The sequence below is a fragment of the Microcystis sp. 49638_E5 genome (genome assembly GCF_021300285.1).
Classification (GTDB): Bacteria; Cyanobacteriota; Cyanobacteriia; order Cyanobacteriales; family Microcystaceae; genus Microcystis; species Microcystis aeruginosa_C.
In genome coordinates, this window is record NZ_JAJTDH010000081.1 from 1 (window position 1) to 14,565 (window position 14,565).

The 14,565-nt window shown below is 42.7% G+C and carries 15 protein-coding genes; 7 read left to right on the forward strand and 8 right to left on the reverse strand.

Features of this window, described 5'->3' with window-relative positions:
- Positions 1 to 149 precede the first annotated feature (149 nt).
- Positions 150 to 1,142 carry a pentapeptide repeat-containing protein gene (locus LW728_RS18380; RefSeq protein WP_287670516.1) on the reverse strand — a complete coding sequence of 331 codons (993 nt, stop codon included), beginning with the start codon at positions 1,140 to 1,142 and terminating at the stop codon, positions 150 to 152.
- 33 nt (positions 1,143 to 1,175) lie between these two features.
- Positions 1,176 to 2,390, reverse strand: a complete 1,215-nt coding sequence (locus tag LW728_RS18385; RefSeq protein ID WP_287767577.1) for a hypothetical protein — start codon at positions 2,388 to 2,390, stop codon at positions 1,176 to 1,178.
- Between the two features lie 335 nt (positions 2,391 to 2,725).
- Between LW728_RS18385 and LW728_RS18390 the strand changes: the two genes are divergently transcribed.
- Complete coding sequence (locus LW728_RS18390; RefSeq protein ID WP_066029834.1) at positions 2,726 to 3,523, forward strand: glutathione S-transferase; 798 nt, start codon at positions 2,726 to 2,728, stop codon at positions 3,521 to 3,523.
- Positions 3,524 to 3,697: 174 nt separating this feature from the next.
- Here LW728_RS18390 and nblR read toward each other — a convergent pair whose 3' ends face one another.
- Positions 3,698 to 4,387 (reverse strand): response regulator transcription factor NblR, encoded by a 690-nt coding sequence (nblR, locus tag LW728_RS18395; RefSeq protein ID WP_002803157.1) that lies wholly within the window; start codon positions 4,385 to 4,387, stop codon positions 3,698 to 3,700.
- A gap of 70 nt (positions 4,388 to 4,457) precedes the next feature.
- A complete protein-coding gene (locus LW728_RS18400; RefSeq protein WP_002803156.1) occupies positions 4,458 to 4,940 on the reverse strand; it encodes a hypothetical protein in 483 nt (160 codons plus the stop codon).
- Between the two features lie 169 nt (positions 4,941 to 5,109).
- Here LW728_RS18400 and LW728_RS18405 point away from each other — a divergent pair, with 169 nt between their 5' ends.
- Positions 5,110 to 6,483 carry an HD domain-containing phosphohydrolase gene (locus LW728_RS18405; protein WP_287767580.1) on the forward strand — a complete coding sequence of 458 codons (1,374 nt, stop codon included), beginning with the start codon at positions 5,110 to 5,112 and terminating at the stop codon, positions 6,481 to 6,483.
- Positions 6,484 to 6,698: 215 nt separating this feature from the next.
- On the opposite strand, the gene hpnH is transcribed toward LW728_RS18405, so the two are convergent.
- Positions 6,699 to 7,715 (reverse strand): adenosyl-hopene transferase HpnH, encoded by a 1,017-nt coding sequence (gene hpnH, locus LW728_RS18410; RefSeq protein WP_045358387.1) that lies wholly within the window; start codon positions 7,713 to 7,715, stop codon positions 6,699 to 6,701.
- A gap of 202 nt (positions 7,716 to 7,917) precedes the next feature.
- Between hpnH and LW728_RS18415 the strand changes: the two genes are divergently transcribed.
- Positions 7,918 to 8,517 carry a DUF1517 domain-containing protein gene (locus LW728_RS18415; protein ID WP_287670539.1) on the forward strand — a complete coding sequence of 200 codons (600 nt, stop codon included), beginning with the start codon at positions 7,918 to 7,920 and terminating at the stop codon, positions 8,515 to 8,517.
- A complete protein-coding gene (locus LW728_RS18420; protein WP_287670532.1) occupies positions 8,474 to 9,403 on the forward strand; it encodes a hypothetical protein in 930 nt (309 codons plus the stop codon). The genes LW728_RS18415 and LW728_RS18420 overlap by 44 nt, the downstream gene beginning before the upstream one ends.
- 289 nt (positions 9,404 to 9,692) lie before the next feature.
- On the opposite strand, the gene LW728_RS18425 is transcribed toward LW728_RS18420, so the two are convergent.
- Positions 9,693 to 10,205, reverse strand: a complete 513-nt coding sequence (locus LW728_RS18425) for a phycobiliprotein lyase (RefSeq protein ID WP_002803148.1) — start codon at positions 10,203 to 10,205, stop codon at positions 9,693 to 9,695.
- A 61-nt stretch (positions 10,206 to 10,266) separates the two neighbouring features.
- Positions 10,267 to 10,935, reverse strand: coding sequence for a HEAT repeat domain-containing protein (locus tag LW728_RS18430; protein WP_002803147.1), 669 nt, complete (start codon positions 10,933 to 10,935; stop codon positions 10,267 to 10,269).
- A gap of 511 nt (positions 10,936 to 11,446) precedes the next feature.
- Here LW728_RS18430 and vapB point away from each other — a divergent pair.
- Both vapB and LW728_RS18440 read left to right on the forward strand, forming a co-directional pair.
- Positions 11,447 to 11,674 (forward strand): type II toxin-antitoxin system VapB family antitoxin, encoded by a 228-nt coding sequence (gene vapB / locus LW728_RS18435; protein WP_287767582.1) that lies wholly within the window; start codon positions 11,447 to 11,449, stop codon positions 11,672 to 11,674.
- Positions 11,671 to 12,057 carry a type II toxin-antitoxin system VapC family toxin gene (locus LW728_RS18440; protein WP_287767584.1) on the forward strand — a complete coding sequence of 129 codons (387 nt, stop codon included), beginning with the start codon at positions 11,671 to 11,673 and terminating at the stop codon, positions 12,055 to 12,057. Before vapB ends, LW728_RS18440 begins: the two co-directional genes overlap by 4 nt.
- Positions 12,058 to 12,316: 259 nt before the next feature.
- On the opposite strand, the gene LW728_RS18445 is transcribed toward LW728_RS18440, so the two are convergent.
- Positions 12,317 to 13,123 carry a creatininase family protein gene (locus LW728_RS18445; protein WP_287767587.1) on the reverse strand — a complete coding sequence of 269 codons (807 nt, stop codon included), beginning with the start codon at positions 13,121 to 13,123 and terminating at the stop codon, positions 12,317 to 12,319.
- A gap of 795 nt (positions 13,124 to 13,918) precedes the next feature.
- On the opposite strand from LW728_RS18445, the gene LW728_RS18450 reads away from it, so the two are divergent.
- Positions 13,919 to 14,476 carry a TerC family protein gene (locus tag LW728_RS18450; protein WP_502845980.1) on the forward strand — a complete coding sequence of 186 codons (558 nt, stop codon included), beginning with the start codon at positions 13,919 to 13,921 and terminating at the stop codon, positions 14,474 to 14,476.
- Positions 14,477 to 14,565 lie beyond the last annotated feature (89 nt).

Below are 14,565 nucleotides of genomic sequence, written 5' to 3' on the forward strand. Positions count from 1 at the left end.
ATAAGTTATAACTTAAAAATTAATCAACAACTAAAGCTTATGCTTGTAGCTAAGTGAAATCATTGATTAAGAGACCTGTACTTTTCAATGACTTTTTCAGCAAACCCTAATTATACCAGAATAATTGCCAACAAAACTGTCTAGTAATTTTAATTATTAATCCGGCCATCGGGCATAATTGCACCGCGGAAGTTAACTCCTATGAGATTAGCACTCATTAACTCAGCACGAGTTAGATTAGCATTACTTAAATCGGCACTGGTGAGATTTGCTCTGGCAAAGAAAGCATCGACTAAATCCGCTTCCCTGAGATTAACTCCTGAAAGATTAGCCCTTCTTAAGTCAGCATGACTCATTGTTGCCGCTTGAAAATTAGCTTGACTAAGATTAGCTCGATCGAGTTTTATTTGAGTCATAATTGTACTATGGAAATTTGCACCCATTGCCTCCGTATCGCTCATTTTTGACCGCACTAAATTGGCTCCCGCTAGATTTGCCCCCACTAAACGCGCCCCGATTAAATTAGCATCAGTGAGTAAAGCACCTTGGAGATTAGCATTAGTTAAATCCGCTTTTCTGAGGTCAACATCACACAAATTAGCCTCCTTGAAATTGGCTCCTACTAGATTAGCTCGCACCAGATTAACCCCTTTCATATTAGCCCCTTGCAGGTCGGCGCGATAGAGATTAGCCGCTTGTAAATTAGTGTTACAATTTTTATTTTGCCGACGCATATTTGTTCCCCGCAAACAAGCACCAGTGAGGTTAGCACTACTTAAATCAGCCCCTCGTAAATCCGCCCCGATCAAGTTAGCATCAAGTAGAATAGCTAGGGTTATATCAGTATCACGAAGATTAGCCCCTTGTAGCATCGCTCCGTGTAAATTGGCACTGCGTAAATCTGCCCCATTTAAGTCAGCTTGGTTGAGACTAGCACCACTTAAATTAGCTGTCACAAGATTAGCTTGAGCGAGATTAGCCCGGTTAAGATAGGTAAAGAGAAGATTGGAGCCGTGTAGATCTGCTTGATTTAAAACAATGCCAATTAAGTCAGCACCAACTAAATTAACTCCGGGTAATTTTAAGCCACTAAATTGAGTTTCTCCCGCGGCATAACGTGCAATTAATTCGTTTGGTTTCATAGGTAGAATATCCAGATAAATTGGGGTAAAAAATTAGAGAATTCTTTGTAAAGCTTGCAACAGAATACTGGCGGTTTGAACGTTAGCATCCCTATCCATTTGGGTGTGAGCAATATTGTATAGTTGAATTTCGATATCCTTGAGAGATTTCCCGCTTTGGATGAGTTGTTGTAGTAAATCTTCTAGGGTATAACTTCGCAGGGTTAACCAATCTTGACTGCTCTGATCCCAAGGATAAAATAGGAGCGAGAAAATCAATATTTTAGCTCGTAAAGGATTAGCATAATGCAAAATTTCTAAACGAATTTCAAAGGGGTCGTAGGCAGGAATTTGTGGGGAATTACTGGGGTTATTGTTTAAGAAAGCTGGCTCGGCAAAGGGTAATTCCATTCTTACTTGCGGTTCACTTATAGCGATGCTCGAAGAGGCAAAATCCACAGGTTTACTTCTAGTTCTAGAGGAGGAGAAAGATGCAGTTTTAGCCGAAGAATCACAATCATCATTTAGATGAACCATTTGATCGTTAAAGATTTCACTTTTTGACTCATTATCCTCTTCTTTGTAATCGTTATTAGTATTGTAGAGAGGCTCTAGCTGGGTAAGAATAATATCGGCTAGGGCTAGGTAGAGAGCTTTTTTATTAATATTTTCGGCAATTTGGTTGAGAGTTTGTCGCAAGCTTAAAAAATCAGGATTGTTTTGCCGAAGTTCTAAAACAATATTTTTTAAGCCATAATTATTAATCACTGATCGATCATTTTCCCAACGATTTTTACAGGCGGCAAACATTAATTTTTGAATTCTCTCCGTCTCTAGATGATTTTCTAGGCTACTAACCACCTGTCTTAAGGAATTATCTTCCTCGTTGTTGACAGCATTAATAACAGCAGTTAACCTAGGGTTAACTGCTGTTATTAATGGTGATAATTGGGTTTCATAGGCGGCAGCAATACCACCATATAATTTACTGATTTGCTTAATAATAACCTTGGCTACGCCCGCATAAACTTCATGATGATTTAGGGTTTTAACTAATTCATAAACAGAAAAAGTTAATTGTTCATTACTGGTTTTGAGTTGCACTAACTCCTTCACCAATTCTTCCATAGCCACACCCTCTAAAATATTAGGAGCATTTTCCCAATATTTTTTACAGATACAAAAGATTAATTTTTTGATCCGTAATTTTTCTTCGTGGCTGTCGAGATAGCGAACTACCTCATTAAAAACGTCCATGGATAATTGCATAGTAACCTCTGATCCGAGAAAGTCGCCCACCCTCGCACACCCCTACTATGAGGTTATGCTATTGATCTCTCGCAAGTTAGCTTGCCGGAATATATAAGTTATTTCGGCTCTTCTGGCGCTCGAGGATATTCTAGCCTAAAAGCGTGCAGCTATTGAGTTCGGTTTGCTACATTTGGTCCCTAAAATTAGCAAAAGATTATTTTTTCGCCTTTCTCGTTTTTAGTACAAATGTTCGAGCAAAATCGGAGTAAAGTCTTTAAGTTTAGACGATCGATGCCCGATAGAGTTAGAGTAATCAGGGAGAAACTGATTTATCGAGAGGTCATATCAATCCCATGCTAGAACTCTACCAATTTGAATTATCTGCCTATTGTGAGAAAGTCCGTCTCATCCTCGATTATAAAGGACTTGCCTATAAAAAAAGGGACGTGGTGCCGGGGGTGGGACAATTGGACTTATTCCGTCTTTCCGGACAGCGACAGGTCCCGGTCCTCAAGGATGGTGATACTTATATCGCTGACTCGACGGAGATTGCTTTTTATCTTGATCGCAAGTATCCTGAAAAACCAATTATACCCACAGATCCCCTCCAACGGGGTCAATGTTTATTAATCGAAGAATGGGCCGATGAATCCCTGGGATTAAAAGGAAGAACCGCTTTTCTCGGCGCTTTTGCCCAAAATCAAAACTTTCGTACCGCTTTTTTACCCCGGGAAACTCCCGATTTTATGCGCTTGTTACTGGGTTCCATGCCGGGGGAATTAATTGATATTTTGGGGGCGGGTGTAGGTCTGGGAAAAGATGCTATCAATACAGCGAAAAAGGGGCTACAACAGGACTTAGAGGCTTTAAACCTCATTTTAGCCAATCGTCCCTATTTAGTCGGGGATCAGCCCACTTTAGCCGATTTAGCCGTGGCGGGATTGAGTGTACTGCTTCAGTTTCCCCAGGGTTCCTATCTCAACTTACCCAGGGAATTGCAAGGCAAGGGGATTCCGGGGTTAGCCGATAATAGCGCCTACGAGGGCTTTTTTGCTTGGCGCGACCGTCTTTATAGTCAATACCGTCAAACTATCACCCCGGGGAGTTCCACCCCTCCTATAGATTCCCCCACCTCCATCCAGATCGAATAGCAGAGCTTGACTAGGCTGGTAGGGTGTAGGGTGTAGGGTGTAGGGTGTAGGGTGTAGGGTGTAGGGTGTAGGGTGTAGGGTGTAGGGTGTAGGGTGTAGGGAGATTAAATAAAAGCAATCTACTGATCACTGATTACTGATCACTGATTACTGATCACTGATTACTGATCACTGTTAAGATTCGCGTAAAACGTAGCCGACACCGCGCACGGTATGAATGAGGCGTTTTTGACCACCAGCCTCCATCTTCAGGCGTAAATAGCGAATATATACCTCAATAACGTTTGATTCTCCTCTAAATTCGTCTCCCCAGACATTCTCGAGAATTTGATCCCTTGATAATACTTCTTTCGGGTGAATCATCAGGTAGCGCAGCAGTTCAAATTCCTTCATCGTCAACTCAATATTTTTGTTTTTATAGGAGAGACGACGAGTGACTAAATCTAATACTAAGTCACCGAAGCGCAATTGTTCGGGGATAGTTTCCAGAGGTTGCAGGTAAAAACGGATTAATTTGAGAAAAGATTGCGAATTATAGGGTTTGAGAAAATAATCGTCGGCTCCCGCTTCCAAACAGGCGAGACGTTCTTCTAGGGTTTCTTGAGATACTAACAAAATAATATAAACGCGACTTCCCTGGGAACGTAAACGACGACAAAAAGTCACACCCGCTTCCTCCGCCAGGAAGCGATCGAGTATAATCATCGCTGGCTGCCAACTTTGCACTTCTGGAAAAGCGATATCAATGCTAGGCACAATCAGGGGACGATAACCCGCTTCTTTCAAGTCCGCACTGGCTAGTTTAGCGATATTCTCCTCAATTCCCACCAAGAGAATCGAAGAACTCAGAACTGATGTACTCATGAGTCAGCAGCGGTAAAGAAATAGGAAAGATAGGGAGGCGACTAGCCAATTATACTTAATTGATTCTCGCCTAACCGATTTGAGATAAAAAAGTTAACGCTGTGGTGCGTTGGACAAAATTACCATTGACAGACCAACCAGTTACTCGATCGGGGGACGACCAGAGGCTAAGATGGTCTACAGGGGGATCTGCATAAAAATTTTCTTGACCGCTACCCAATAAACAGGAACTCCAATGGGTAAAATAATCGTGACTAAGGCGATAAATGGGAAAATTACCGATTAATGGCACTCCCCATCCGTCCAGAGCGATTAAAGCTCGAATTTTCGCCCCTTGAGCTTGCCAATAATGAGCTAAAGCGATCGCATTTACCACCCCCGCACTAAACCCAATTAAGGTTAGGTCTTCTCCCAGTGAAAAAGCTTCATTTAAGCAAGAAAAAGGAGAAATAATAATATAGGGACGTAATTTGACCGATTTGCTCCCCAGATGTCCTAAAAAATCCTCGGTCAATCTAGAATCATGAAAACCCGTACAAATCACTAAGGTCATAAAATTAAGTAAAAAGCTATGAGGAGACAGTAATCAGTTATCAGTAATCAGTAATCAGTTTTTTCTCCCTGCTCCCCTACTCCGTCTCCCCACTTCATAATTCATAATTCATAATTCCCTCTCCCCACACCCCACACCCTTCTCCCCATTTCCCCTAATCTTGCCACTTATGACCGTAGAATCCAGTTTACAACAGTTAAAAAGAGCTTCATCGGGACGATTACCCAGCAGTTACGGGGTCTATTTTAAGAATACCCTGGTGGCTCTGTGTCATGCTCTTGAAGATCATATCTTGCAAACTAGCAGCCCTGATAGTACAAATAAACCACTGGTCTTAGTCACCTTTCAACAGGGAAAATGGTATTTACAGGAGGCCGAGCGCTATTTAGATATTGCTCGCTCTTCTCGTCATATTGCGATCGCTGCCGTGGCCGATAGTGGTTTTTCTGAGCATAAAACCGGCAGTTTAGAGAATGTTTCGCTAGTTAACTTAGATAATAGCGATAGTTTGGTTAATGAGTGGAATTTAATCATTCTTTCCCCCGATTACGCCTCCATGGTACTCTGTCATGAGTTATCCCCGGAAGAATACCAGTCCGATAGTCAACCCCAAATAGACACGGAGCGAAAATTCTACGGTTTATGGACATTCGATCGCGATTTAGTCGAAAAAGCCGCTAGGATCTTAATTGAGCGTCTGCATCCTTATAATCCCAGTCTAGCGGCCGATTTAAGCAGACAACAGCAGGAAATTAGTCAAAATATTAATCCCATTCCCACGGATTTAACGGGAGTAGTCTCTCGCATTGTCACCTATCTGCAAACCAGTCAACAGCAGTTAGTCACCGTCAGCAGACAAACGCGAGAATTAAGCGACTTAGAAGGACAAGCATCCCGTTTAAATAAAAATTTGGCCGCTAATAAACTGCAAGCTTTTCTCAGAATGGCTCAAAAAGTCGATGAAAGAGATATTGATAATCCCCTCGCTTCCCTACAGGTGGCCGCTTTAGCGGAAATGTTGGGACAATTGCTCGATTTACCCACCCTAAGATTACGACGCTTACGATTAGCCGGTTTATTATACCGCATCGGTCTAGCGGAGGCTCCGATCGAAGTTTTTAGACAGCGTGCCAGTCAGTTAGAGGGAGCAAATGCGTTATTTTGGCGGGATCGATCGGTGTTAGGCGCACAATTACTCGCCACTATGCCCGAATTAGCCCCAATTCAACAGATTATTTACCATGAGTTTGAATACTGGGATGGTAGCGGGGTTCCCAACGGTTTAAAAGGGGAAGAAATCAGCCTAGAGTCGCGAATTTTAGGATTATCAGCCTATTTTCAGGAATTAACTCAACCGCGAGGCGACCGACTAGCTCTAGATTTAGGAGAGGCCCTAGAGCACTGTCAAAATTATAGCGGGATTCGTTTCGATCCCGCTTTGGTAGAAAAATTAAGTTCGGTAATTCGTCTGTGCGAAATGGGGTGGATGCAATTACCCGATCGCCCTAGTCAAGTCCCCGCCGTCTGGTTAGAATCAGTTTAGATTAGGGTCTGCGGCAAAAAGTTTTTCCTGGGGGTAGGGTGTGGGGTGTGGGGTGTGGGGTTTTACCCATTTTCAGGGGGTCAATTACCTAATTTTCAGGGAAAAAGAGCCTAAATTTCCCCCCCGATCCCCCCAAGGTCTGGCACTTTTTGATGGGAAAAAAGTCTAAAATTCTTATCCAACAAGGTTTTTAGATTTATTCAGCAGACCCTAGATTAGACTCCGATTAAACTCTGCATGGCACGTCCCATATTAGCCGGTTTAAAAGCTGCCATGGCCGCGGTCGGTTCATAGCCGCAATGTACCATACAATCGGCACATTGCGGATTGCCACTGGCCCGACCGTAGTTATCCCAATTGGTTTCTTCTAAAAGTTCCCGAAAGCTTTTGTAATGACCTTCGTTGAGCAGATAACAGGGTTTTTGCCATCCTAAAAGACTATAGCTAGGACTACCCCAAGGAGTGCATTCATAGTCCTGTTCACCGATGAGAAAATCGAGAAAGAGAGGATTATGGTTAAAATTCCACTTTTTCTGACCTGATTTCCAGGGTGAGAGAATTTCTCGGAATAAAGCTCTGGTTTGCTCCCGTTTCAAGAAACTATCTTGATCCGGGGCCCACTCATAACTATAACCGGGGGAAATCATCATGCCATCGATACCCAAAGTAGCGAGAAAATCAAAAAATTCCTGCATTTCTCGCGGTTCTGTGCCTTCAAAAACCGTGGTATTAGTAGTAACCCGAAAACCTCTCGCTTTCGCCGCTTTAATCCCTTGTACTGCCTTATCGAATACTCCCTCTCGATCCACACAGCGATCGTGATGTGCTTTGAGACCATCCAGATGGACACTAAAGGTAAGATAGGGTGAAGGAGTAAATTTATCTAGGCTTTTTTCCAATAACAGGGCATTGGTACAGAGATAGACAAATTTTTTTCTGTCCACTAACCCCTTGACAATTTCATCGATTTGTGGATGTAAAAGCGGCTCGCCTCCGGGGATGGAAACCACGGGAACCCCGCATTCTTCCACCGCTGCGAAACATTCTGCCGGGGTGAGATGATTGCGGAGGATTTCCGGGGGATGTTGAATCTTACCGCAGCCAGTACAGGCTAAATTACAGCGAAATAGGGGTTCTAGCATTAAAACTAAGGGAAAACGCTTTTTTCCTGCTAGACGCTGTTTCAAGATATAGGAAGCAACCACTAAAGCTTGTTGTAGTTGGACAGCCATTTGCTCACACCAATAGGATTCTAAGTCATTATAGACTGTTAACAGGACATCAAGGCATAGAAGCCTAGAAAATGGCAAAATAAATAAAAGCTGAGGGCTTTTCTGGCTGTTTACTTGATTATCACCTTGATCTAGCTGATGGCTCCAAGACTACTGACTCCTAACCTTAACGACAATTTTTGATTTTTACCAGAGGTCTATTATGGGTTCTTTAGGCGATCGCTTCAAGAAATTTGCGGGTAGAACTCGCTATGTGGTCTGTCGCTTATTTTTGCATCTCTACGGCCAAGAAATCGCACCCCTGCTCGGTATTCTTAATCGTGCCGGCCGGGAGGCGATCGATTCCGAAGGCGATTTAGAGGTCATGGGAGAGGGTTTAGTAGAAATTTGTCAAAATCTGCTGCAGATGAACCTCTATTGGTTTTCTGTGGCTAATGAGGGCGATGTTTTTTGGAGTGAGGGGGAAGCGGGAGACTACCTTAACGAACTGTTTACCGATTCTGCGGGGAGATACCTAAGTGAATCGGTGTCTTCACAAGTGGGGGAAAAGGAACCCTTAACTTTACCCGTCACCGATAACTTAGTTGTTATGATCACAATAGCATTCGAGGGTGAGAGTGCTGGTTTAGAAACTAGCCTAGCCGATCGAGAGGCCCTGGAAGATGGTTTAAAATCAATAATTAACCTCCACTACCAAGGTCGGCTGCGTGCGATTCAGGTACATTTTTCTCCTGCTCAATTGGGAGATGAATTGACCAATGAGCAACTATTACTCAATTTCCCCGAATTACTGCCTTTATAGTCTTAATTTTGCCATTATGCTGCGCCAAGTAACGACAATCCTTTTAATTCTTACCCTTTGTTGCACAACGGTGGCCTGTGGTTCGTCGTCAAATCAAACTCAGTCACCGTCAGCTAATAACAGTAGTGTAAGACGAGAATCCAATCAGGTTAGTAGCGGTCGCTACGAGGTGCAACAAGCTACCTACGATGATGGAGATGGCACTTATACCCTAATGCTGTTAAACACCCCTGGGGGGACTTCTCCCCTCTTTCGCACCACTAACCTGCAAATGGCTAGATTAACCGAGGAGGATACCGCTAAAGGGGAAAAAACTGCGGTGGAAATCAACGGCGATCAGGCTACCCTATACATGACCGAAGATTTTAAAATTGAGTATGTCCATAATGTCACGGAAGTGCGGAACAATCCCCAAACCGGACAACAAGAAACCGTGGTGATTCGGCAAGAATCGAGTTTTTGGAGTCCTTTTTTCGGTGCTGTTGCTGGTCAAGCTTTGGGTAGTTTGCTCTTTCGTCCTCAATACTACGTTCCTCCCCTCTATACTCCGGGAGGTGTGATGACCGGTTTTGGTGGTTACGGTTCCACCTATAATCAGGCAGTAGATCAATACCGGACTAAACATAATAGTCCACCTCCGGCGGTCAAAAACCGGCAAACTCTCCGTTCTACTGGCAATTTACGTCGTTATCCTAGTAATACTCCCTCTAGTCCCAATCGCAGCACCACCACCACAAAACCCAGTGGTTCCGGTTATGGTTCGAGTACCCTGAAGAATTCGGGTAAATCTGATAATGTCAAACGTTCTCCTAGTTTCGGTTCCTCTGGTTCCCGTCGTACCCCTAGTCGCAGTGGTTTCGGCAGCAGCAGACGCGGCCGACGTTAGGAGGATTTGACTGGAGTGGTGGAAGATTAACCCTGTCTTCCCCACCTCAGAGATTGGGGATGGCAACTACTTAGGGTTTGCTGAAAAAATCTAAAAACCTTGTTGGATAAGGTTTTTAGACTTTTTCCCCCCCAAAAAGTGCCGACCATTGGAGTGATCGGGGAAAAATTCAGTTACTTTTTCTCTGAAAATTAGGTAATTGACCACCTGAAAATGGGTAAAACCCTACACCCCACACCCCACACCCCACACCCGACCCCCACGAAAAACTTTTTGCCGCAGACCCTACTTAAGAAGCAACCATTTTGCGAATTTCCGAATAGAAAACCGTTTGGCGATCGCCATTAGCCGACTGGATAATACTGGTACGCAATCTCAGATTAGGACTAGCAAACCAGATTCTTTCCTCGATACGATGGTGATTGTCCTCGATGGTTAAAGTCAAAGCTTGATCGCTTCTGAGATGATATTCTCCCAGCGCTGCCGATTTACCGTCCGATGTGATTAATTTTCCTTGCCAAGAATTTTCTGAGGGTAGCCAAACTAAATAGCTAGAACCGATTTTTTTCGGTTGTCCATAGTCCACGGAATTATCCCAAGTCGCTTTCCATCCCCCCAGACTGGCCTGGGACTGACAGTTATTTCCTAAACATAGTTGCACCACATCGGCAGCATCGGCAGCCAGCAAATCGATGGTGATTTCTGCTTTATTATTGGCAACTTTTTGGGCAGCTAATTGATAACTGGTACGCTGGGAAAACCATTTCCCCGCACAGAGATTAATAAATTCTTGAATGTCCATGAATGGCTGTAGGCAAAGATCGATCGCTCTGGAAGAATAGATTATTTATTCTATCCTATCCCTAGACGTTGGCCAATTTTTGCAAGGATAAACGGGCCGCTTCGCGCACTTGTGGGTGTTCGTCTTTGACCAAAAATTTTAAGGCTGCGATCGTTTTTTCCGCAGGAAGCTGGCCTAAAGCTTCCGCTAATCGCTGCCGGATTAACCAGTCATCGGAGTTAACAAAGGTTAAAAGCTTCTCGACGGTTTCCACTGCTTTGATTTCACCAAGGGCAGCAATAGCGGCCTGTTGAATAACCGCTTCGTTACTATCGAGGGCCGATAATAACACCTGTTTAGCCCGAATATCGCCCAAATTGCCCAAAGCGACGGCGGCACTAAAGCGGACTAACCATTGCGTGTCTTCGTAAAAAGCCCTCTGTAGGGGTTCAAAAGCGCGAATATCTTCTAAATAACCTAAAGCTCCCGCAGCATCGGCGCGAATGCCATAATCGGCATCATTGGCTAACAAATCTACTAGGATAGGAAAGCATTCCTCGGTTTGTTTGACTCCCAAAGCAAAGACAGCCATCGATCGCACCGGCAGCATTTCATCATAAAGGACTTTTTTGATCAAGGGTACAGCCTCCTCCGGGGCCACTTCTCGCAGGGACGCCAAGGCCAGCAGACGATCTTTAGAGTTGCTGCTTTCTAACTGGAGGGCAATGCTTTTTATATCAGGCTTACTCATTTTTGTCAATCACTTGTAATATTTCTTTAATTCTAACGCAATTGTTTCTAAGTCAGCAGCCTTAGGGGACTGAAACAGCTAATTTCTGTCTGTTACAGTGTTTCTCATAAAGATGAAGTGTAATCTAATTTGGTATGGAAGACCGATTGCCGAAAACGAAAACTTCGTACCTGCTCATTAAGATAACTGCTCTAACTAATATCCTTAACAATAGGATTAATTTAGCTTAAACCTCCTGTAAAAGTAAGTTTTCGAGGTGCTATCGGCTCAAAATATTGAAAACCTCAGATAAATTTGACATAATCTTGGGTTTTATGGACAGAATAGTTGTCTCTTGTCTTTTTTCTCCTCCTGTAAACCGTCTCGGAGTCTCCTCACGGAAGATTTTTGATTTTTGCAGGAACTCTCTTAAACAAGTTGGGGAAGTGGTTCTACAAAAATTAACTTTATTTATGTTTAAAATGCTATCATGAGGCTTGCATCGTAGATTTCAGTAGGTATTGAGAAAACCATGACTATTTCTGGCAATAAAATTACAGAAAGCATTATTAACAAGCTACAGGAAATTCCTTTAGATAAACAAAAACAAATCTTAGAATATGTAGAAGCTCTGACGGAGGAAAAGGAGCCGTCATCTTCCCAGAAAAAACGAGTCTTTGGGTTGCATCAGGGAAAAATTTGGATGAGTGATGATTTCAATCAACCCTTACCCGATAACTTCTGGAATTTTGACTCATGAATATTCTCTTAGATAGTCATACTTTAATCTGGTTTTCCCAGAATTCTCCTCAGCTTTCCTCATCAGCAATTGAGATACTAGAAGATAGAAATAATCTTCTTTTCTTGAGTTTGGTCAGAGTCTGGGAAATACAGATCAAGGTACAGTTAGGCAAATTAAATTTAGATATTTCTCTCTCGGAAATAGTTAAAGATCAAACTAAAATTAATGATGTGCAGATTTTACCCATGAAATTATCTCATATTTGGACATTAGACACCTTACCTTATTATCACAAAGATCCCTTTGATCGTTTATTAATTTCTCAAGCAATTACAGAAAACTTAATTATCCTAGGCGTTGATTCTGTTTTCGATTCTTATCCCGTAGAAAAAATATGGTAAAAAATGTCGTTTTTTTTCTTTTTGTTACCGTTTACAAAATTTCTAAACACTCAAGGATAAAACTCACAATTGAGATTAATAATTATGCGAAAAACTACCCCTGTCTGGTTAAAATTTCCTCTATTGATGTTAATATAAGATAGTGATCAAATTCCCGAATCAAAGGATAAGAGAGATGGAGTTTGATCCTTGCTAATAAAATTAGCAATAGACGGTTTAAATGCAGTACAGCTTATTAACAATTCTGATTAATTTTTTATTAGTATAACTTCGGTTGACGGAATTGATAAACATCAATGATCGCCTGTACCCAACCATTAGCAACGGATTCTAATAATCGATCGCCTTTTTCTTTACTTGCATTAGTAGCATCTCCCATCACTCCACTTTTAGTTAATTCCTTAGTTAACCAAGCAAAGGGTAATTTTCCTTCCATAGTTAATAAACTATTTTCTGGCAAACCTTGGGGATATTCTCGGACAGCCCGCTCAATTTTGACCTGTTCTGGCAGTAATGATAACATAATGCTAGTTTCCACATCTCCTGCATGAATACCGTATTCTAATTCATATCCCGAGAATAATTCAGCCGCATTGTGGGGAACTCGCCAAGTGAAAAAAGGAAACACTAAAAAATCGGTATATTGTTGATGAATATCCCTAGCGGCAATTTCCATAACTTGCGGTTGTCCGCCGTGGGAGTTCATTAATACTAACTTACGAAACCCCGAACGATAGAGACTTTCAGCTATCTCTTGAATGAGGGTTAATAAGGTTGTTGCCGAGAGGGTAATCGTGCCGGGGAAAGACCAATGTTCGTTAGATTTTCCGTAGTAGAGACAGGGTAAAGCAAAGGCGGGAACATTTGTATTTAATTTCTCGAAAGCTTTGCCTAAAACCCCTAAACTAATGGCAGCATCGACGGCAATAGGGAGATGGGGTCCGTGTTGTTCGATCGCACCGATGGGTTGAATAATTACCACATTTTCCTTATCTGGCATTGAATCTATATCGGTCCAAGTAAGATAGGGAAAATAACGATGAGGGGGAATAAAACCGTGCATCATAATTTTATTGGGGGTGAGGGATTAGGGTTAGGGGAAAAATAACGGTTTATTTGCTAATTTTACCACTAATTCTTGGCAAGGTTGCCAATCGTCTTCATCGGTAATGGCTTGCCAAACCGAATCCATCTAGCAACAAAACCTGTTTCATTAATTATGGTTTGCTGAATAAATCTAAAAACCTTGTTGGATAAGGCTTTTAGACTTTTTTTCCCTGAAAAAGTGCCTACCATTGGAGTGATTGGGGGGAAAATTTAGGGATTTTTTCCCTGCCCCACACCCCACACCCTGCCCCCACGAAAAACTTTTTCAGCAGCCCCTAATTATAATCTGCAATATCGTCGGGCAAAAACACCAGGGGCGACTTGTTTTGTTACCCTTGTTACTGAGCATCTTTAAGCCTTTTCTTTATGATGCGTTCCCCAAAATCGATCGGTGGAGCAGTAAGTACCTAAGCAAAATTAATTACACATCTAAGCCACTACTCCGTCAGACTTCTGGTGTGAGGAAACAGTGAACTGAAAACTCAAATCCGATCCCTAATAGCTGTCTCCCGTCTCCCGTCTCCCGTCTCCTGTCTCCTGTCTCCTGTCTCGACTAGGAAATTAATTTTGCACGACTACTTATTTTACACACTTCATACCGGATGAGCAAGAGGGCTACGCCACTACTACCAAATCATTACCTGGCCAAGAACCGTAGAAGGATTAATCTGTCTCAACACAGTGATAGGAGTGAAAAGCTAATTTATGTCCCCTCAAAATCGCTGAAAATCTCTCTCTAACCACTTGCGGCACTATTCTCACCCTGGCAGTCTTAGAAACCATTCTATCGGCCGATAATGCCCTCGCCCTGGCCGCTTTGGTGCGAGAACTTCCCGACCCCAGACAAGAACGCCAAGCTTTAAACTGGGGATTAGCTGGGGCATTTGTCTTGAGAGTTGCCATGTTAGTGAGTGCCAGTTGGACAGTTAAATTCTGGCAGGTGGAGGTACTGGGTGCTATTTATAAGCATTTTGGGCAGAAATTTCGCAATATAGAGACAGAAGACCAAAATTTTGCCCCTAATCTCGGAATAGAATCTTTGGGTTCTGTTATTGTTCTGATTGCTTTTACGGATCTGGCTTTTTCCCTTGATAGTATGACAACAGCGATCGCCCTAGCCGATCGATTCTGGATTCTTCTGACTGGTGGTATTTTGGGAATGTTAGCCCTACGATTTTTGACCGGTTTATTTGTCAGGTGGTTAGCTGAGTTTGTTTACCTACAAGATGCGGCCTATCTGACGGTTTTAGCGGTAGGGGGAAGATTGTTATTAAAACCTTGTCAACCCAGCAATTCTCATTTTAAAAAGTAACAAGTGATACAGACAGAAACAAAGCTTTAAGCAAGCTACAAAATGCGCTCCCGCGAGTGCGACTGCATCGCAGAGAAGTGAGTATATAG